The sequence below is a fragment of the Cellvibrio sp. pealriver genome, from assembly GCF_001183545.1.
In the GTDB taxonomy this organism is placed as follows: Bacteria; Pseudomonadota; Gammaproteobacteria; order Pseudomonadales; family Cellvibrionaceae; genus Cellvibrio.
Map to the genome: position 1 here is coordinate 943,647 of NZ_KQ236688.1, position 20,604 is coordinate 964,250.

Genomic DNA, 20,604 nt, shown 5'->3' on the forward strand with positions numbered 1-20,604 from the left:
AGCATTGGTTATGTTGCGCTAGTAGAGTTTGAATGCATGACAGCCGACTGCATAGTTAGGGTGTTCACTTTTTATGGGTAAGACCAAGAAAATCCAATATATGAGCATAGAACTAAATAAAATAAGAGAATTATCAAGGGACATACTTACGCTTTCTGCCATCACGATAATCGTTTTTTTAACATGGTATTTTACGGTTTCAAAATCTACATTATTTGTTCTAAATCTAATTCGATTTGAAAATGAACCTAGCGATTCATTGATTTGTGTAATAGATCTTATTGTCACCTTTGTTGTCGAGGCAGTCGGAATATCAATTGCTTATTCTTTATTTCCAAGACATGAGAAAGCTATAACGCTATTATTTATTTCTGTATTCCTTTTGTGGCTATTAATTACTCGCTATCCAAATGGGGACGAGTGGCCGCTCTGGTATACGCCGGTGTTGGCTGTGGAGCATTTAATCATTCCATTGATAGTTAGAATGGGCTTCAAAAAATATTCCAGTGTATTTAACAGCAAACTCTAACAAGCGACTGTGGCAGGAAATGCCACCCAGTTTAGTGGACAGTTTATGAGTCGCAGTTTTGTGGGTAAAACCAGCCAACAATAATCAATTTAATGTGACCAACTCCGAATGAATTTCATGTCTATCTAAGCTTGCTCCACGTCAGCCTATATACGTGAGTACGGAGCAAGGTATGTGGAAAGTTGAGAATGGTGTAATCAGCAGATCGGATACATAAAAAGCAACTGTGGCAAGAAATAAAGATCTGAAAAGTTCGACTAAAACAGAGCAACGCTCCAAAATTGTAAGGAAATAACTATGAGCCTTTCATTTCATATTGGTTTTAATGGTCAGTGCAAAGAAGCCTTTGAGTTTTATGCGGAGTACTTAAATGGAACCATTGGCACAATGCTAGAGTTTAAAGACTCTCCTGTAGCTGCAAGCGTTACCCCTGAATGGCAACATAAAATCGTTCATGCAAATATCGTAATTGAACAAGTTGAACTGGCTGGTGGTGATGTTAACCCGGAGCAATATCAAAAGCCGCAAGGTTTTAATATATTGTTAGGCGTGAAAAGTGAAAGTAAGGTCAAATCTCTATTTGAGAAATTTGCTATTGGTGGTGAAGTGGTTTTGCCGCCCCAAAAAACATTTTTCTCACCCTGTTACGCAATCGTTGTAGACCGTTTTGGTGTGCCTTGGAAGTTTAGTTGTGGTAAATAGCAAAGTGTTCGGGAACGATTTTCAAGTGGTGCATTTGGCGAATCGCCACCCTCACTTTGTCGTAGCGCTACTTACAAACTGCGCTTAACTTGGGGTCATGAAGACGTATGAGAGTAATATTCGCATTTTTATCCGCAGCAATATCCCGGTTCTGCTGATGGTTTTGTGGTATTTGTACGGTCAATTTCAAACATTCGAATCTGACGATCCATATATATGGATTCGCACGAGACATTAAGATAGGGGAAAAAGTGCATATTCATTCATACAAAAAAGAAGACTGGCCATTCGATTTCAGTGATGACATTTTAGCGGTCACAACGAAATATGTAATGAATGGAGAGCAGCCTATTGTTGAGGTTTTGCACTGGGATTGCGGTGACTGGCAATTTATGTGTAATACAACTGATAACGCAAATGACGGCTTGGTAATCTGCATGGGTTGTATATTCGAGAAATTTCCATGGATTGCTAGGTTTAAAGAGCTAAAGCCGGGCTATCATTCCTTTTATGATGTAAAGAGTGATGAGTGGCGAACTCAAGAAATTGAGTGAATATTTATGAAAGGGGAATAATGTGCTAAAGGATATTTATTTTTTCAATCCGAGAAAACTAGCTGAAAGAATACGAGTGGGTGAAATTGGGCAATTAATTCAGCTAAAGCATTTTATTATCTTTAGTATTCTTTTTTATAGTGGCTTTAGTCTGCCAATTATAATTGCCTCTGAAAGTTCAGATATAAACGAATGGGTAGAGTATTTTCTATTTTTTTTGGCTGAAGCAGCAATAAACTACTATGGAATTTATTACACCTACCAAATAAATCAGAAAGGAGATGGGCAGAACTATTTTGGCCGACTTTTCTGTCTTGCGCTGCCAGTTTCTATTAAGCTATTTATTTATAGCTTGCTTATATCTCTAATAATCTCGTCGCTTTTGTTTTCTAAACCTGCCTGGGAAGTGGACTCTAATCAATACATGCTTACTATCATATCTTTTGTTGGTCCTTGTGTTTATTCAATAGCCTTCTATCTTTTGATTGGGAAATATATTCGTATTTGCAGCAGTAATTCATAAAAAAGCCTAGCATCCAGCGTGCTACACGCGCTGGATAGTTAGTAGCCGGCTTTTGATTTTTCTGCGCAAAAGTAATCCACAAACCACAACTTACAAACTGCCGCTTAAATCAGGTTTATAAAGGCATATGAACAATCATCTAATCATTTTGCTGTTATTGTTTTTTCTACATGCGTGCTCTGCTAGTGCTCCGGTAAACGTTGTTAATGCTAAACCGAAAAGCTGTACATATATAACAACTGTTTCGGTCTCTCAGTGTTCAGCGGGCTTAGTGGCGCATGCTGAAACAACTGAAGATTCCTTGAAAGTGTTGAAAAGTGAAGCTGTAAAATCTGGAGGAGATACGATGGAATGCTGTAGTGTAGAGAGCGAGGAAACAGTTATTTCGGGGGTAACACCTGAGTCAGATCAGATTGCTTGTATAGGCGTTGTCCAGCATTCAGCTAATGTGTATAAATGTAAAAACTAGTGATAACAACAACTGCTTAGCTTGATTTTCCAGATAAAAATTTGATCGCCATCAGCATTCAAATCCTCCAATAAAAAACGGGCAGAGACTTAAAAAATCTCTGCCCGTTGTATTTCAGAACTCAAATTTCTTCAGCCTGCAATTGCCTTGTATAAATTGAATACGGATATTGCACTGATCAGTAATCCCACCAAAATCAGCAGCGTTCTGGTTGAGAACTTTTTGCACGCGTAGGCGGCGAAAGGTGCAGCGAATAGGCCGCCAATGATCAAGCCTGCGACTATGTGCCAGATTGTTTCATCGACCAAAATAAAGAGCGATGCAGCGCTGGTGAGTGTTAAAAAGAATTCTGCAAAGTTCACCGAGCCAATGGTGGTGCGTGGGTCGTGGCCGGTACCTACCAGTGTGGTGGTGACGACAGGGCCCCAACCGCCGCCGCCAGAGGTATCTACAAAGCCGCCGAGCAATGCGAGTTTTGCAACGTGTTTGGGTTCACCTTTGCGGGTGGCGATGTGTTTGCGGAAGGCTTTGCTCAGTACGTAAATACCCATCAGCAACAAATACACAGTAATAAACGGTTTGAGGACTTTGCCATCAATTTGGGTTACGAGAATTGCGCCGAGCAAGCCGCCGATAATTCCTGGGATCAATAAACGCAAAAATAGTTTTTTATCGACGTTACCGAATTTAGCGTGCGATATGCCCGATACGCCTGTGGTAAACACTTCTGCCATATGGACAGATGCGGTCGCCAGCGCCGGTGATGCACCGGTTGCCAGCAAAAAGCTGGTGGAGGTCAGGCCGTAGGCCATGCCGAGTGCGCCATCGATAATTTGGGCGATCAAGCCCACCAGTACCGCGTTCCAGAACATGGAATCGTTGACGGTTGCTTCAATACTGTTTACGCCTTGCTCCCAGCTGCCGCCAAATAATTGTGTCAGTCCGAGCACTACCAATGCGATAAGAGTAAAAGAGGCAAATACCACGGCAGCGCGAATCACCGGGTGCAGCGGAATTTGTTCGACGGGAGGTAGTCCCAGCGCTTCATGTTCCTGGTTGACGGGGCTATCGGAGTAATCGAGATCGCGGATTTTCATGAGGTATCCAGTTGTCTGGTTAATGTCTTATAAGGCGAGCTATTTTCAGGCTAACTGCCTGCTAGCTATGGCTTTTGTAAAGGTGGGTGCATCCTATCCACTGATTATGAGCATGGGAAATACTAAGTTCTTATGTGCTTATAACTTTCGGTTTGGCGCATTTGGTTCTAAGCAAAGTCCAAAATAGTATTTTTGGATTTTCGCATTGCCTTCTACCATGGATACAACTCACGCGAGTCACTCCATTGAACATGAGATAAAGAAGCCGAAGGAGGCAATAATGAGCTTACGTCTAGGTGATGAAGCACCCGATTTCACGCAAGAGTCCACGCAAGGTTTGATCAGTTTTCACCAATGGTTGGGTGATAGCTGGGGTGTATTGTTTTCCCATCCCGCCGATTTCACACCAGTGTGCACCACCGAATTAGGGCTGACCGCCAAGCTGAAAGATGAATTTGCCAAGCGCAATGTTAAAGCCATTGCGTTGAGTGTTGATCCGGTGGATTCCCACAACAAATGGATCAATGACATTAACGAAACACAATTAACCCAGGTGAACTTTCCGATACTCGCCGATGCAGACCGCAAAGTGTCCAGCCTGTACGACATGATTCACCCCAACGCGAATGCAACGCTCACTGTGCGCTCGCTGTTTATTATTGATCCGGCGAAAAAAATCCGTTTGATCATTACTTATCCCGCAAGTACGGGCCGCAATTTTGATGAAATCCTGCGTGTGATTGATTCGCTCCAATTAACGGAGCATCACAAAGTGGCAACACCGGGTAACTGGAAGTCGGGCGACGATGTAGTGATAGTGCCTGCGCTACAAGACCCCGAAGAAATTGCACGTCGTTTCCCCAAAGGTTACAAAGCGGTGAAACCTTACTTGCGCCTCACACCTGATCCGCGCGGATAATTTTACTCAATCACTTTCGTCATGCACACGAAACAAGGGCGCCGGATGCGCCCTTGTTTTTTTATTATGGTTTTTAGGAAAATCAGATGACGACGAAATATATAGTCGATGCCAATTACCGTTTTATTGCTGCCTATCAAGAGGTCAATGCCCGTATCAATCAACGACAACAGGCACTTGCATTGTATGTAACCTTGGTGGTGAGTTTGCTCGCTGCGTTGGTTGCGCTTAAACCCAGTGTAATGACTAGCGATGTTCCGATTGAATGGTTGGTGGCCGGTTTTCCGGTAGCGTCAATTTGTCTGGCTTTTTTAAATTACAAAGCGGAAAGGGCTATTTCCAATTTGCGCCGGTTTCTCTCGGCATTGGAGCAGCTCAATGATGCGCATGAGATATTACCCAGTTACAACACTCATGAAACATGGTCACAAGGTGCAAATAAAGCACGCCGTTTTCATGATTATGCGGCAACTATTTTAGTGCTAGGTGGAAATGGCATTGGGCTGGGTGCCGCTGCAAAAATTTATCCCGATCGCATGAGCGACATGTCGATTGCACTGTCGCTATCCATCGCTGTTGCATTATTGTCTGTTGTGTTATTGCTGGTCACTCCCAAATGGAGTTACAAACCTGGCGCGCTGTAATTATTAGCTCATAAAATAAAAAAGCGCAGCTAATAATGGTTGCGCTTTTTTATGAATTATCTACATCCTCAAACCAGCGTGTTATTACACCTTCGCCAGCGCCTGTTCCAGATCGGCAAGTAAATCGTCGATATGTTCTATACCAACCGATAACCTTACCGTATCCAAACCTACGCCGGATTTTTTCAATTCCTCTGGCGATAATTGGCGATGGGTGGTGGACGCCGGGTGGGTGGCGAGTGATTTTGCATCGCCGATATTCACAAGGCGGGTGAAGAGTTGCAGTGCATCCAAAAAGCGTGCGCCGGCTTCGCGGCCATCGTCAGCTTTTAAACCGAAGGTGAGCAAGCCGGAGGCTTTTCCGCCAAGGTATTTTTGCGCAAGTGGGTGATAAACGTTATCGGGCAATCCCGCATAATTCACCCAGCTAACTTTGCTGTGTTTTTGCAAATATTCAGCAATGGATTGCGTGTTGCTGTTGATGCGATCCATACGCAATGCCAGTGTTTCTATACCCTGCAAAATTAAAAAAGCATTGAAAGGGGAGAGTGCAGCGCCGGTGTTGCGCAGTGGCACTACGCGTGCGCGACCAATATAGGCCGCTGCGCCCAATGCCTCGGTATAAACCACGCCGTGGTAACTCACATCGGGTTCGTTGAGGCGCTTGAAGCGCGCTTTATGTTGCGCCCAGGGGAATTTTCCTGAATCCACAATCGCACCGCCAATGCTGTTGCCGTGGCCGCCCAAATATTTTGTCAGCGAATGCACGACTATATCGGCACCGTGCTCAATAGGTCGCAACAAATAGGGTGTTGCAACGGTGTTATCGACAATCAAGGGCACACCGTGGCGATGAGCAATTTCGGCGATGCGCGCAATATCAGTAACATTCCCCTGTGGGTTGCCGAGTGATTCTACAAATACCGCTTTGGTGCGCTCATCAATAAGCGATTCAAAACTATCCGGATTGGTGTGATCTGCAAAGCGAGTGGTAATACCATATTGCGGCAGCGTGTGCGCAAATAAATTATAAGTGCCGCCATAAAGTGCAGTGGAAGAAACAATATTGTCGCCCGCTTCGGCGATGGTTTGTATCGCATAAGTCACAGCGGCTTGCCCCGATGCCAATGCCAGTGCCGCAATCCCGCCTTCCAGCGCGGCAACGCGTTTTTCCAGCACGTCGTTGGTGGGGTTCATAATGCGTGTATAAATATTTCCCGCCACTTTTAAATCAAATAAATCGGCACCGTGTTGCGCGCTGTCAAAGGCGTAGGCAACGGTTTGGTAAATGGGCACGGCAACCGATTTTGTTGTTGGGTCGGGCGTGTAACCGGCGTGGACAGATTGTGTTTCAAATTTCCATTGGTCTGACATAACAAAATGACTCCATGAATAAATATAAATAAAGAACGATGGTTGTAATCTTGAGTGTGCTTATAACGCTGTGTGTATTTATAACTCCGGGTGTGTTTATGACTCCAAGGATGGGTACAACAAGTGTTGTCCGGATTGTAGCGAGGCATTTACCCTTTATAAACTGTGATTAGTTCATAAGCTTATGCGAGTTTTCTGTATTGTCACGGCGTGTTGTCTGTTTATTTTTAAACATTGCCAGAAGAGATAGTCAATTTCCCCCTGTTTTGATTTGCGCATCATTGTTGGTGATTAAGCAACAAATTTTATGCTGCTGATCGTTGTGTTGCGCTTTTTACTGCGATATTCGTGGCACAACTCAATAAATCTGCGGCTTTCAATAACATGCGCAATTTTTCGTAAACAAAATTTTGTATTGGCACGCTTGCTGCAATTCCCCTGATAGTTGTAATGAGTGGTGCATTGCACACAATGCAAAGCCATTGATTACGGAAACCTATTGTTAAATCGCCACAAGCGATTCCAGTGACCCAATCGGGTGGGAGAATTATATGAGTGCCCATGCTTACTCTGAACCCTACAGTTATGACCGTCGCCATGTCCGCCAGCAGTTGCGTCATGTAAAGCCCGTTGCGGTTCCACGTAAATCGGCAGACGTCGTTCAACTTTCTCCGCGTGTCATCCCCAGTGATTACAGTCATCAAAAGCAAATCCAATTGGTGTACACCAAATACCGCGGTGCATGGTCATTGTTGAGCCTGTTATTGATTGTGGGGCTGCACTTCGCGGCATTTGCTTATTTTTATTTCAAGCCAGAGGTGCCTATCACCAAAGCAGAAGTACCTCCAATGTCGATTGAGATTTATCGTCCGCCGGTAGAGTTACCACCACCACCGGTGATTCCACCGGAAGAGGTTCCGCCACCACCACCGCCAAAAGTGGAAAAACCAAAACCCAAGCCGGTAGAAAAACCAAAACCGGTTCCCGTGCAAAAAGTGGTAGAGACACCGCCACCACCGCCTGCACCTGTGGTGCCACCACCACCTCCACCGGTCACACCGGCAACGGCAAACCCGGGTTATCTGCGCAATCCACCGCCGGAATACCCTGAGTTGGCAGTAGAGCGGGGCTGGGAAGGTACTGTGATTTTGAACGTGCATGTGTTGGGTAATGGCAAGCCATCGTCGGTTGAAGTGAAAACATCCAGCGGCCGTAGTGTGTTGGATAAAGCAGCGATGGATACCGTAAGACGTTGGTCATTTGTACCTGCCAAGCAAGGTGAAACGGCAATCGATTCGTGGGTAGAAGTACCGATTGATTTCAAGTTATCGAATTCATAAACATGCGCTGAAAAGCGCTCAGCAATTTAATGATCCATTAGTGTTAATCCGGAATTAGTTAGGAAGAAAATTATGTCTGAGCTGTACCAACATATCGTTGAGTGGACTTTGTGGGCGTTGATCGCCTTTTCCATCATCACCTGGACGTTAATCGTCATTAAAGGTGTCCAACACCTGAGCTTGTCTCGCCAGAATCGTCGGTTTACCAAAACCTTTTGGTCCTCTGCCGATTTACACGCGGCAGCATCGTTTGAGAAATACGTTGGCGCTACTGCACGTGTTGCGGCAGCGGGTTTCCAAACCTTGCGCAATGCCGATGCAAGTACCGCAACTGATCTGGAGCACAGCTGGGACAGACAGGATTTGTTGGAGCGCCATCTGCGCCAACAAATCCAAAAAGAGCGCCGTTCATTGGAAAATGGTTTGGCGGTGCTTGCATCCATCGGCAATACCGCGCCCTTTGTGGGATTGTTTGGAACAGTGTTCGGTATTATTCAGGCGCTCACTGCAATTACCGCAACAAAATCCGCGAGCATTGAAGTGGTGGCGGGGCCGATTGGCGAAGCATTGATTGCTACCGGGATTGGTATTGCCGTAGCAGTGCCCTCAGTGCTGGCGTACAACTTCTTTTTACGTCGGGTGAAATTGATCGCTGCTGATCTGGATGACTTCGCCACTGATTTTGTGAGCCTGGTGCAAAAATCCGGCTTCCGTATTAAATCATCCACACCCGTAGTAAAAGCGGCGCAATCGCACCCCGCGCGTGAGGCGACATCAGAATTAAGAAAGCCTGAGAACGGCAAAGAGGTATTTGCATAATGGCAATTTCTTCCGGTGGCGATAGCGATGAAGTATTAAGTGAGATCAACATTACACCGATGGTGGACGTGATGTTGGTATTGCTGGTGGTGTTTATTATTACTGCGCCCTTAATGACCAATGCGATTAATGTCAATTTGCCCGATACGGAAACTACTGTGCAAATAGAAGAGCCCAAAAAACCGTTGGTGCTTAGTATTGATGCAGAAGGAAAAATTTATCTGGATAAAGATGAGTACGCATTGGAAATTTTGCAGCAGGAACTGGAGAACCGAAAATTATCAGACCCTGAGTTGCGTTTGAACCTTAATGCAGATGATGCGGTGAATTACGGTGTGGTTGCAAAAGTTATGGTATTGATTGAAAAAGCGGGAATTGAAAAATTATCAATGGTGACTGAACGCGGAAGTTAATAGGACTTTCAGGTTTATACCCAGGATGTTGCCATCAGGAGTGGACGAGGCAAGGATGCCTTCCAATGGATGGAATTTTTTAATTACACAGGTGTTATTGTTTGTCTGAAATCCTCAACAGGAAACGGTTGGTTATTGTCGGTTGCGGTGCCTCCGCCGTATTGGCGTTGGTCGCGCTGGCAAACTACCAGCGCGATCCCTCCACTTTATCAACCCGTCACACTGCGGCAATCCGTCTTGGCATAACCATTCTTGATGATAATCCTTCACGGCCATGCGGGCTTGCGTACTCCGCTATTCATCCATCATTGGTATTAAATGTTCCTGCCATGCGCATGGGCGCGTTTAGCGATGACCCTGCGCATTTTTTTCGTTGGTTACAACACACTAGTGAGTGGAAAAATCTTCACCCCGCGTTTGCAGAGCTAGCTATTGCTGGCGATGATTTTTTTCCTCGGGCAATTTACGGCGAGTACCTGACAGATGTATTTGATCATGCAGTGCAATCACTGCGTGTAGCTGGCCACACTGTGGAGTTGCAATCCGAACGAGTGAGCGCAGTAAAGAAGGGTACTTCTGCCAACGCTATACAAGTAATTACTGCCTCGGGCCTGTGCTATGAAGCGGATACTGTGTTAATGGCCACAGGGAATTATCCGTCGCTGCTGGACACACAACAATCATCGGCGATTTTGTCATCGCCTTATGTGGATGAAGCACTTCATCTCAATTGGAAAAAAATCAATCATCTCCTGATTGTCGGCTCAGGTTTAAGTTTGGTAGATGCAGTGCAATTAGCGATGTCGCAAGGATTTGAAGGAACATTTCATGTGGTATCCCGTCACGGCCTTTTACCCCATGCGCATGGAACATCGCATCATTCAGATGTTCCTGTGTTGAGCACACAAGCAAAAAAAGCATCCGCACTATTAAGTGATATTCGTCAGTATATCGAGCGCAATGAAAAAAACGCTATTGCCTGGCAATGCAGTGTGAATCAATTGCGAGAACAAAATAATTATTTGTGGAGCGGATTAAACCCCAAAGCGCGTCATCGTCTCAAGCGAGCTTTGCCTTGGTGGAATAGTGTGCGGCACAGAATTCCAGCCAGTACCAAAACGATGTTGGACAATTTACAAGTACAAGGCCGGTTGTGTATTCACCGCGCCACAGTGAATGCTATTCAGATCACTCACAATGGATTTATTTTGTCATTAGCGGCGTCGCGATCAAAAAATGCCAGGTTGGAAATCATCGCCGATAAAGCGATTATGTGTATGGGCTATCGCGCAGGGTTTTCAGTAGTGCAGGATTTATGCAATGGTTTACTTGATGATAGCACTGCATTAACCGCTAATTTCATCGGTAATAATCACTACAGAATTTCATCCAAACAGGAGATTTATGGAATTGGCCCCGCGTTAGCCGGTGTGTTATTCGAAACAACGGCGATCCATGAAATTCGTGAACAGGCGGTTTGTATCGCCAAGGCCATTTTTACGACGGCTGCTGATAACACCAACACCAACACCAACACCAACACCAACACCAACACCAACACCAACAGCACACAGTCTGTTGGTGTTGCTTGTACTGAATAATCAGTGCTCCAGTTTTTAAAAGCGATATTCTATTTTCGCCCTGAGTGTGCGCGGTTCAGCAGGGTGGTAGTGCAAGTCCTCGATTCCTTCTTCAGGTTCGCCCGCCAAGCGTGAGGCATAGTAGTAATCAATATCATGCTCGTCGCTATCCAACACATTGTGCACTTCCAATTCAATGTTGATGCTGTCCCACTGGTAGCCAATACCAAAATTCACTGTGCTGGTTGAATCGGCTTTAATGTCGTTAAAACTTTCCAGTACCCGCGCACCAAAATAGCGATAGCGCAATGAACTGTGCAAGCCGTTACCTTGCCCGCCATAACTAATGCCGGTGCTTGCAACAAAGGGCACAGAGCCATCAACATATTTTCCCTCTTCGCGAGTGTTTTCACTGAAGCGTGCACGTGTCCATGCCAGCTCTACATCCAGATTCCATTTGTTCGCAAACCAGAAATAACTGGCAAGTTCTGCGCCCACACGTTCTGATGCGCGGCTGGCTTCGTTGTGGCCTGCATCGCCAATAAAAATTAATTCCGATTCTGATTCCAAATACCATAAAGAGGCTGAAATATTAAAACGTTTTTCATCAAACAGTTTTAAACCAACTTCAGCGCCGGTAGAGGGGACGATTAATTCAACAGCATCCGCAGGCTCCTGTGTGACCGGATCAAGTGTGAGTGTTGCACCGCGCGCGTCGTTAGAATGGAAGCCTTGGCCTGCATTGATAAACGCTTCCAGATGATCGCTAAATAAATAAGTCGCACCTGCTTTAAGGCTGAACTTTCCTGTATCTTCTGCGCCACTATTTTCGACAATATTGCTGTCAACATCGACATGGTAATAGTCGTAACGTAAACCTATGTGCGTACTGAATGCATCGCTCAACAAAAAACGGGTTTGGCCAAATAAGCCGCTGGATGCTTCTTTTACGCCATCTTCCCGAACGGTACTTAACCATTCGCGCGCTTTGGTTTTGTAGAGCCCGACTGTTGCAATGTCGTCGTAACGAAATTCGCTACCAATATGATGATTAACGGCGATGTTAAACAATTCTGTATTCCACTGGTGGGATAGGGCACCGCCGAAAATGTGGCGATCATCTACTTGTTTATATTGGTCGCCATTAACGGGATCATCTAAAAAATAGGTAAAATCAGAAATTAATAACAAATCAGATTGGATTGCATAAAGGTTGGCATTCCAACTATCGGTAAGCCAATTTGCTGAAAGGCTGTAACGGCTGGATTCTCCACCATTGGTTGGGTTGAGCGAGCCATAAGAATCTATCAGCCCTTGTTCTACAGCGCGTGCGGGAATTTGGTCGGGTGAATTCCAGCTGTTGTCATAGGCCATTGCGGTCAGCGAAAAAGTGCCATCGGCAAAGGGTTTTACGTAGCGGGCGTTAAGGTTGAGCTTATCAATATCTTCATTAATATCAGTCCAGGGGCCGTCCGATACCTGGCGTTCAATACCTACCAACAACAAGCCCTCGTGTAGTGCAACTTCGCCCGCTGCAAACACGCGGCCATAATGATTTTCACCCAGTGTTGCAGAAACACTATTTTCACCCAGCAGATTTTTTAATCTGAATGAAGCAGCACCTGCGCCTGAAAAATCACCGACATCCGCATAATAAGCGCCTTTGCGATAATCGATGCTACTGATGAGTTCAGGAATAATAAAATTGAGATCGGTATAGCCTTGGCCGTGGCCGTGAGTGCGCATATTGATCGGCATACCATCAATACTGGAATTAAAATCCGTACCGTGATCCAGATTAAAACCCCGCAGGAAATACTGGTTTGCTTTACCGGAACCACTGTGTTGGGTCACTACCATGCCGGGCACAAACTCCAGAATTTCACCGGTACGCAATACTGGCCGGTTGGCAATTTCGGCACTGCCTACAGTACCTTCTGCCGCTGATATTTTTTTACCCAACTGGTTTAAGCGGTGGCCAATTACCGTCACAGTTTTCAGTTGGGGATTATTTTTTTTCTCAGCCGATGCTGAAACTGTAGTTGCCTGTTCAGTTGTTTGTGCAGATGTCTGTTCAGATGTTTGTTCAGATGTTTGTTCGGTCTTATAGTCAACTTTGTAAGCTGATGTTTGGCTTAGCGCAGCAGGAGCGCTAAAGGTAAATACAGCAGCGGCCAAAGGGGTAATTAAAAACGAGGGTGAGGAACGGGATATTCTGGCGTATTTCATGGGCATCTCTACTAACCATTATGGCAAAAAATGATTGCAAAAAAAGGGTGACAAACAATTTCATAATTCCGCATGAGCGTCGCGACGAGCAGCACTAAACGACTGAGCGACTATGTGCGGGTTGTTAGTAGGCTGCTTAAAATGAAGCAGCGAATCCAGTTAAGTACAGTTATTTACGATTATTGTTAACGTTAATGCATTGTTAACAGTGCTATGAATGGTTTTATGAGTTTTTAGGCGTTAAGGCTTGATCAATTTTACGCTGACGATAGTGGCGGGGGAGGTGGTTTGACCAAAACTACTGGTTTGGTAAATCGCTTCAAATGCGGATGATTCCGGATGTGAATTGAGCTCTGAAAGATGTGAATGCAATTCGGCAAGTGCCGCTTCGCTGGTAATACTATCGGTTAGCTCTACCAAGCCTGCATCGCGTAAACCTGCAACAACCACAATCCGATTATTGGTTGGGCCATTAAATGCAGCTAAATAAGCCAAGTGATTTTTCTTACTGTTAAATTCACCAGGAATCCCATTGCTATTGGCAAAAGTTTCACCGGTTTTGGTATCAACTAATTCGTCAAAACCATTTTGGCCAATCGCAAAGTTGGATGCATCGAATACGGCATCATGTAAAGCACCCAGCCCGCTCAAATGACCGATATAAACAATGTGCGAATTGCGCAATGCATCTGCTGACAGTTGTGATGCAAGGATCACTTGCACTGATGTATCAGGTGCTTTGAGAATGGGGCTAATATTGCCGAGCCCATAAGCCGTACTGGTGGGCAAATAACTCAACCCTATATCGAATTTATACTCAGCTTCTTCGGGGTTAAGTTGTAAATAATCGGATAGCTCTTTGGGTGAGTTAACATCAAATTCACGTACCAGTCGCTTTACATTGCCGTGTGCGTCGCTCTCCGCAAAAATAAAATAATCGCCGACAACAACAAGAATAGGGCGGCCGTCGGCAAACAAGGGTTGCCAGATGAATTGATTGCGTAAATCCTTTTCTTCGGAAAAAAATGTTCTACCTTGCAGTACCAGCAATAGATTGATGAACACTAATGCAACCAGTGCGACGACTAATAAGGTATTAATTTTCCGGGTATGGAAGGGTTGTGCCGACTCCAGCTCTGGATTCCGTAGTTCATGAGGCAATAGTTCATGATGCTGTACGTCATGAGACGGTAATTGGCGAGAGTGTAATTCACTTGCCTGTAATACCAGGCGATATTCTCCCTTGGGAAGATGCAGGCGATGCGTAAAATCATCGCCGTACTGTGCATAAAATTCATCGAGCTTGCGCCGTAACTTATGTACATATACTCGTACCATTGCATCCTGCGTTACATCAAACGAATCCTCACGCCCCATGCCTTCTGTAGCAATTTCCAATTCTTTTGGTATTTTTCCGTTGAGGTGACAACGATATAAATACTCAAACAAACTATGCAGGTGAGTGCTGCGTGCCAGAATGCCGCTGGCGCGAATTCTGGCCGCATGATTATCCAATTCTTGATGCGATTGGTCCCGATGCAATTGGTCTTGCTGCTGTGGGGTTTGCGGAAGCGGCGCAGTATCAATCGTTACATCCATGAGGCAATCGTTAACCTGTATAACCCGGATTCAATGAATGTAATTCATCATTATGTGTAGATTGCTCTTCTGCTGGTGTAAATCCTGTATCGGCAAGCAAACCGTGGCGTTTTAACAATGTCCGCATAACGTTGCGCGAAATACCCAAGAGTGCAGCACCGTGTACCTGATTAGAGCGTACGTGCGCAAATGCTTCATGCACAATCAGACTTTCCAGCTTATCAAAATGATCGCTGTTGCCTTGTTCAGTAAACAAACGGCGCAATTGTTTGGCAATAGCGCTCATCGGGTCATCACCATTGCCTGAGCCATTATTGGAATGGCTTTCTGTATTGCTAAACGAAGCAGAATGAACATTGGCTCCTGCAGTGTTCAGGTTGTATGTCTGCGCACCGGAATTCACAAAAGGTTGATGCACAGGTTGGGGAACTTGCTGATGGATTGGGCCAGTATTCCATCCACCGGTCACTTTTAAGTGAGCAGGTTCGATTTTATCGCCGCTGGAAACCAGTAATGCAAAATGCACCACATTTTCCAGTTCGCGGATATTGCCCGGCCAGGCATAGTTCAACAACAATTGCACCGCATCCTGAGAAAATTGCGGCTGGCGATAACCCATGCGTTGGCTGTAGGTTTTTAAAAAATGTTCTGCCAGTGGCAATATATCGCCAGGACGTTGGCGCAGCGGGGGCAGTTTCACATGGGCAATATTAATTCTGTACAACAGATCGCGACGGAAATGTCCGGCCGATACTGCATAATCCAGATCAACGTTGGTGGCAACGACTAAGCGCACATCAACCGGAATGGATTTGCGCGAGCCAATACGCACCACTTCTTTTTCTTGCAGCACACGCAATAGTTTTACTTGCAGTGGCAATGGCAAATCACCGATTTCATCTAAAAATAAGGTGCCGCCATTAGCAGCTTCAAACCATCCTTCACGTTTACCCACTGCGCCGGTAAATGAACCAGCTTCATGACCAAACAACTCACTCTCTGCCAATTGGTCGCTGATTGCACCGCAGTTAACCGCAAGGAAAGGGCCTCTGCGTCCACTTAATAAATGGATATGACGGGCAACCAATTCCTTCCCGGTTCCTGTTTCTCCACCAATCAATACCGGCGCTTCACTGGGTGCAATGCGCTCAATATATTCGAGTAAGCTTGCCGAAATTGGATCAGAAAAAACCAGCGCTTTTGCTCGCACCGAAAGTGGTTGTGCGTTGGTACCTTCCAACGATAAGAGAACAGGGGCTTTATTTTCCTGGCTCACAGTGATTCCTCAACATACGTTAATACGAGTGATAATGGGAGCATTCTATTCATAAATAGCGGTAGCAATAAGTAATTTAAATCTATAAACATATAACAAAAAATCGATGCGGCCAGGATGTTTGTTTAAGCTCATTTTCTGCTTATTTATAAGCATGAAAAAATAAAAAAGGCGATGGTTTTTCATCGCCTTGTTGTAAATTAAACACTTTTAAATGTTTTATCCTTACGGTGTTATTTGTAAGGCAATTTTTCAAAATACGATTGAAGAACCGTTATTTCTGCAAAAACACTTTCGAGTTGGTCGGCCTTGCATATACCGATGCTCCTACCGATAAATTCAGGCTGCGTTCCTGCGCACGCGGCAATTCCACATGCAACACTTCATTGTTCAATTGATGCAGCAATTCAATGCGCAGTACTGAACCGGCAGTGCTCACATGGGCAATGCGCGCGGCAATAGCACCATCGCTTTGCTGTTCGCTTAATTCAATATCGTGCGGGCGCACATAAGCGATGGCGGGTTGGTTGGCAATGTCGTTATGTTCCGGTGCGGGAATTTTGTAATCGCCAATATGTGCCCAGCCATTGTCCACACGGCTGTGGAATAAATTCACTTGCCCGATAAAATCGTATACAAAAGGGCTAGCCGGATTGTTGTAGATGTCATCCGGTGTACCAATTTGTTCAATCTGGCCTTTGTTGAGTACCACGATTTTATCGGCTACTTCCATTGCCTCTTCCTGATCGTGTGTTACGAATATGGAGGTGATGTGCAATTCGTCGTGTAAGCGGCGCAACCAGCGGCGTAAGTCCTTGCGGACTTTTGCATCCAATGCACCAAAGGGTTCATCGAGCAGCAATACTTTAGGTTCAACGGCGAGTGCACGCGCCAGTGCAATACGCTGGCGTTGGCCGCCAGATAATTGATGCGGGTAGCGATCGGCCAGCCAATCCAACTGCACCAATTCCAATAATTCATGCACACGTTTTTTGATTGCATCGGCAGAAGGTCTTGTCTCTTTCGGGCGCACGGTTAAACCAAAGGCGACGTTATCAAACACTGTCATGTGGCGGAACAGCGCATAGTGTTGGAATACAAAACCCACATTGCGCTCGCGCACATGCACGTTAGTGGCGTCTTCACCGTGGAAATGCACACTGCCAGCATCCGGATTTTCCAAACCGGCGATAATACGCAGCAGTGTTGTTTTTCCGCAGCCCGATGGGCCGAGCAGGGCGACTAATTCGCCCGTGGGGAAATCCAAAGACACATTGTTCAGTGCAGTAAACTGACCAAACTGTTTATGTAAGTTGCGGACTTGAATGCTCATAGAGTTTTCTCAATTTAAAGAGTTGTTCGCACAGTAATTCTTTTTACTCATCGTCATTCACGCGTAGAAGGAATCCAGTTTTTACATTATGGATACCCGCTGCGCGGGTATGACGACGGAGCACTAAAATAGGGTTTAAGTAGTCAAATCTTATCACTGGGCGCTTGCGGCGCGCACGGCTAATTCATGTTCACGCGCGGCTTTCCATTCCAGCAGGCTTTTTAATACCAGTGTCACCAGCGCCAATAATGCTAGTAGCGATGCAACCGCAAAGGCCGCCGCGAATTGATACTCGTTGTATAAAATTTCAATATGCAGTGGCATGGTGTTGGTTTGCTCGCGGATTTTTCCCGATACCACACTCACCGCGCCAAATTCACCCATGGCGCGCGCATTACACAAAATCATGCCGTACAGCAGTGCCCACTTAACCGATGGCAAGGTTACCCGCCAAAACATTTTCCAACCGCTTGCACCCAGGGTAATGGCCGCTTCTTCCTGCTCTTTACCTTGCTCCTGCATCAGTGGAATTAATTCACGCGCTACAAACGGAAAGGTAATAAACACAGTGGCAAGCACAATGCCCGGTACCGCAAACATAATTTGAATATCGTGATCGTTTAACCAAGGGCCAAAAAATCCCTGCCGGCCAAACAGCAACATATAAATCAAACCGGCGATGACAGGTGATACCGCAAAAGGTAAATCGATCAGGGTGATCACAAATTGTTTGCCGCGAAAATCAAACTTGGCAATCGCCCATGCCGCCGCCAAACCAAAAATAACATTACAAGGCACTGCAATTGCTGCGGCGATCAATGTCAGTTTTATCGCATGCGCAGCAGCGGGTTCAGTGACTGCGGCAAAATACACATGTGCGCCTTTAGCAAAGGCTTCAGAAAACACAATCACTAGTGGCAAAAATAAAAACAGCGCAAGAAAGGTCAGTGCAACACTGATCAATAACACCCGCACCCAAGTAGCTTCACTGGTGGCCGCCTGCGCAGCACCGGTTTTAGTCGAACGTAAGGATGAAACAGCACCGGCCATGATTAACCTCCTGTGCGCTTATGGCTCCAATGCTGGAGCAGGTTAATGAGCAGCAATAACACAAAGGAAAATATCAACATGACAGTGCCCAGTGCAGCCGCACCGGCATAATCAAATTGTTCCAGTTTGGTCATAATCAACAGCGGAGTGATTTCGGTTTTGTACGGCATATTGCCACTGATAAAAACCACCGAGCCGTATTCACCAATCGCACGGGCGAAAGCGAGTGCAAAACCGGTTAGCAATGACGGCAAAAGTGCAGGCAGTAATACCCGGCGAAAGGTTTGCCAGCGCGATGCGCCCAAACTTGCAGCCGCTTCTTCTACTTCCGCTTCCAAATCGGCCAATACCGGTTGCACAGTGCGCACCACAAAAGGCAAACCAATAAAGGTGAGCGCGACGGTAACGCCAAGCCAAGTGTAAGCAATTTTAATATCGGCCAACCAAAACCATTGCCCCACCCAACCTTTGGTGGTGTAGAGCGCGGTGAGTGCAATGCCCGCTACAGCGGTAGGTAATGCAAAAGGTAAATCGACTAATGCATCGACTACGCGTTTTCCAAAAAAATCGTAACGCACCAACACCCAAGCGATGATCAAACCAAAAAATAAATTAATCGTGGCGGCAGCGAGTGATGCACCAAACGTCAGTTGATAACTCGCTACAGCACGTGGGTTACTGACCACCGCCCACAAGTCTGGCCAACTGAGTTCCAATGATTTTAAAACCAGTCCCGCGAGTGGAATAAAGACAATCAGGCTGGCATAGAGCGCGGCAAGGCCGAGCGATAAACCAAAACCGGGTAAGACGCTTTTTTTAACCCAGGGATTTTTGGGCAAAACAACTGGCGCGCTTGGCAGTGTTGACGTGGAAGTTTCACTCATCGATAAATCTCTTTTGGTACCTGTGGTCAGGAAACAGAAATTTTAAATCCCCTCGGCAATTGCTCCTGCATTGCTCTACCTTCTGTATCCATACAGTCGTCCCTGCCTCCCCTTTTTCAAAGGGGAGGAGCTACTCTCCTTGGCCCTGTGCGAAGGGGCGTTCAGCTCCCTCCCTTTGAAAAAGGGAGGGCTGGGGAGGGATTGGTTTTATTGATAAATCTGGTCAAAAATGCCGCCGTCACCAAAATGTTCCGGCTGTGCTTTTACCCATCCACCAAAATCATCAATCGTGACCAACTCCAATTTTGGAAAAGTTTTTGCGTAGGCTTCTGCGACTTGTGGATCACGTGGACGGTAGTAGTGTTTGGCAGCAATGTTTTGGCCTTCTTTGGTGTAGAGATATTCCAGATAGGCTTTTGCCACTTCGTAATTGCCATTAGCTTTTGCGTTTTCATCGACAACGGCAACCGACGGTTCAGCAAGAATAGATAAACTGGGCACCACAATTTCCACTTCGTCTTCACCCAGTTCATTTACTGCCAAAAACGCTTCGTTTTCCCAGGTGATAAGCACATCACCAATCCCGCGTTGCACAAAGGTAGTGGTTGAGCCACGTGCGCCTGTGTCCAGTACCGGAACGTTTTTAAACAGTGCACGCACAAATTCTTTTGCGCCTGCATCGTCTTTGCCTTGTTTTTTAGCAAAGGCCCAAGCGCCTAAATAATTCCAGCGCGCACCGCCGGAGGTTTTAGGGTTAGGAGTAATAACCTCTACACCTTTTTTGGTCAGGTCATCCCAGTCTTTAATATTTTTTGGGTTGCCTTTTCGCACCAGAAATACAATGGTGGATGTGTAAGGCGCGCTGTTTTGCGGTAATTTGGTTACCCAATCTTTTGGCAAAAGTTTGCCGATGTTGGCGATAGGGTCGATATCACCTGCAAGTGCCAAGGTAACAACGTCGGCGCGCAGGCCATCAATCACCGCGCGTGATTGCGCACCGGAGCCACCGTGGGATTGTTCCACTTTTACCGTGTCACCGGTTTTTTCTTGCCAGTGTTTGGCAAACGCGGCATTAAATTCGCGATAGAGTTCGCGCGTTGGGTCGTAGGATACATTCAGTAAAGTAACGTCTTTGGCGAATACACTCGCCGCTAATAAACTGGTTGCAATCACGGCAACAGATTTTGTAAACAATTTCATAATTTTGTGCTCATTTGAAAATTGAATTTTTTCCCTCACCCTAACCCTCTCCCAAAGGAGAGGGGACTGT

General features: G+C 45.8%; 19 protein-coding genes. 10 read left to right on the forward strand and 9 right to left on the reverse strand.

Features of this window, described 5'->3' with window-relative positions:
* The first annotated feature begins 73 nt into the window (after positions 1-73).
* The 4 genes from VC28_RS03835 to VC28_RS03850 all read left to right on the forward strand — a co-directional run bounded on the left by VC28_RS03835 (position 74) and on the right by VC28_RS03850 (position 2,308).
* Positions 74-529: a hypothetical protein gene (locus tag VC28_RS03835; RefSeq protein ID WP_049629488.1), complete on the forward strand. Its 456-nt coding sequence runs from the start codon at positions 74-76 to the stop codon at positions 527-529.
* 297 nt (positions 530-826) lie between these two features.
* A complete protein-coding gene (locus tag VC28_RS03840) occupies positions 827-1,231 on the forward strand; it encodes a VOC family protein (RefSeq protein ID WP_049629489.1) in 405 nt (134 codons plus the stop codon).
* Positions 1,232-1,482: 251 nt separating this feature from the next.
* Positions 1,483-1,785, forward strand: a complete 303-nt coding sequence (locus tag VC28_RS03845; protein WP_231591637.1) for a hypothetical protein — start codon at positions 1,483-1,485, stop codon at positions 1,783-1,785.
* Between the two features lie 22 nt (positions 1,786-1,807).
* Complete coding sequence (locus VC28_RS03850) at positions 1,808-2,308, forward strand: hypothetical protein (RefSeq protein ID WP_049629491.1); 501 nt, start codon at positions 1,808-1,810, stop codon at positions 2,306-2,308.
* Positions 2,309-2,908: 600 nt separating this feature from the next.
* On the opposite strand, the gene VC28_RS03855 is transcribed toward VC28_RS03850, so the two are convergent.
* A complete protein-coding gene (locus tag VC28_RS03855) occupies positions 2,909-3,874 on the reverse strand; it encodes a sulfite exporter TauE/SafE family protein (protein WP_049629492.1) in 966 nt (321 codons plus the stop codon).
* A 280-nt stretch (positions 3,875-4,154) separates the two neighbouring features.
* Between VC28_RS03855 and VC28_RS03865 the strand changes: the two genes are divergently transcribed.
* Both VC28_RS03865 and VC28_RS03870 read left to right on the forward strand, forming a co-directional pair.
* Positions 4,155-4,793 (forward strand): peroxiredoxin, encoded by a 639-nt coding sequence (locus VC28_RS03865; protein WP_049629494.1) that lies wholly within the window; start codon positions 4,155-4,157, stop codon positions 4,791-4,793.
* 86 nt (positions 4,794-4,879) lie between these two features.
* Positions 4,880-5,437, forward strand: coding sequence for a hypothetical protein (locus VC28_RS03870; RefSeq protein ID WP_049629495.1), 558 nt, complete (start codon positions 4,880-4,882; stop codon positions 5,435-5,437).
* 84 nt (positions 5,438-5,521) lie between these two features.
* Here VC28_RS03870 and VC28_RS03875 read toward each other — a convergent pair whose 3' ends face one another.
* On the reverse strand, positions 5,522-6,811 hold the full coding sequence (locus VC28_RS03875) for an O-acetylhomoserine aminocarboxypropyltransferase/cysteine synthase family protein (protein ID WP_049629496.1): 1,290 nt from the start codon (positions 6,809-6,811) through the stop codon (positions 5,522-5,524).
* Between the two features lie 551 nt (positions 6,812-7,362).
* On the opposite strand from VC28_RS03875, the gene VC28_RS03885 reads away from it, so the two are divergent.
* From VC28_RS03885 to VC28_RS03900, 4 genes are all read left to right on the forward strand, one after another.
* Positions 7,363-8,151 carry an energy transducer TonB gene (locus tag VC28_RS03885; protein WP_053094151.1) on the forward strand — a complete coding sequence of 263 codons (789 nt, stop codon included), beginning with the start codon at positions 7,363-7,365 and terminating at the stop codon, positions 8,149-8,151.
* A gap of 72 nt (positions 8,152-8,223) precedes the next feature.
* On the forward strand, positions 8,224-8,970 hold the full coding sequence (locus VC28_RS03890; RefSeq protein WP_049629498.1) for a MotA/TolQ/ExbB proton channel family protein: 747 nt from the start codon (positions 8,224-8,226) through the stop codon (positions 8,968-8,970).
* A complete protein-coding gene (locus VC28_RS03895; RefSeq protein ID WP_049629499.1) occupies positions 8,970-9,383 on the forward strand; it encodes an ExbD/TolR family protein in 414 nt (137 codons plus the stop codon). The genes VC28_RS03890 and VC28_RS03895 overlap by 1 nt, the downstream gene beginning before the upstream one ends.
* 101 nt (positions 9,384-9,484) lie before the next feature.
* Positions 9,485-10,984, forward strand: coding sequence for an FAD/NAD(P)-binding protein (locus tag VC28_RS03900; protein WP_082191397.1), 1,500 nt, complete (start codon positions 9,485-9,487; stop codon positions 10,982-10,984).
* A gap of 15 nt (positions 10,985-10,999) precedes the next feature.
* Here the strand turns inward: VC28_RS03900 and VC28_RS03905 are convergent, their stop codons facing one another.
* The 7 genes from VC28_RS03905 to VC28_RS03935 all read right to left on the reverse strand — a co-directional run bounded on the left by VC28_RS03905 (position 11,000) and on the right by VC28_RS03935 (position 20,534).
* Positions 11,000-13,192 carry a TonB-dependent receptor gene (locus VC28_RS03905; protein ID WP_082191398.1) on the reverse strand — a complete coding sequence of 731 codons (2,193 nt, stop codon included), beginning with the start codon at positions 13,190-13,192 and terminating at the stop codon, positions 11,000-11,002.
* A 240-nt stretch (positions 13,193-13,432) separates the two neighbouring features.
* On the reverse strand, positions 13,433-14,791 hold the full coding sequence (locus tag VC28_RS03910) for a hypothetical protein (RefSeq protein WP_049629501.1): 1,359 nt from the start codon (positions 14,789-14,791) through the stop codon (positions 13,433-13,435).
* A 10-nt stretch (positions 14,792-14,801) separates the two neighbouring features.
* The gene (locus VC28_RS20060) at positions 14,802-16,067 is read right to left on the reverse strand and encodes a sigma-54 interaction domain-containing protein (protein WP_049629502.1); all 1,266 of its coding nucleotides are present in this window, start codon (positions 16,065-16,067) and stop codon (positions 14,802-14,804) included.
* 274 nt (positions 16,068-16,341) lie between these two features.
* Entirely contained in the window at positions 16,342-17,400 is a 1,059-nt protein-coding gene (locus tag VC28_RS03920) for a sulfate/molybdate ABC transporter ATP-binding protein (RefSeq protein ID WP_049629503.1), read from the reverse strand.
* 153 nt (positions 17,401-17,553) lie between these two features.
* The gene (cysW, locus tag VC28_RS03925; RefSeq protein ID WP_049629504.1) at positions 17,554-18,450 is read right to left on the reverse strand and encodes a sulfate ABC transporter permease subunit CysW; all 897 of its coding nucleotides are present in this window, start codon (positions 18,448-18,450) and stop codon (positions 17,554-17,556) included.
* A 2-nt stretch (positions 18,451-18,452) separates the two neighbouring features.
* The gene (cysT, locus tag VC28_RS03930; protein WP_156184279.1) at positions 18,453-19,334 is read right to left on the reverse strand and encodes a sulfate ABC transporter permease subunit CysT; all 882 of its coding nucleotides are present in this window, start codon (positions 19,332-19,334) and stop codon (positions 18,453-18,455) included.
* A gap of 207 nt (positions 19,335-19,541) precedes the next feature.
* Positions 19,542-20,534, reverse strand: coding sequence for a sulfate ABC transporter substrate-binding protein (locus VC28_RS03935; protein ID WP_049632146.1), 993 nt, complete (start codon positions 20,532-20,534; stop codon positions 19,542-19,544).
* Positions 20,535-20,604: the final 70 nt, after the last annotated feature.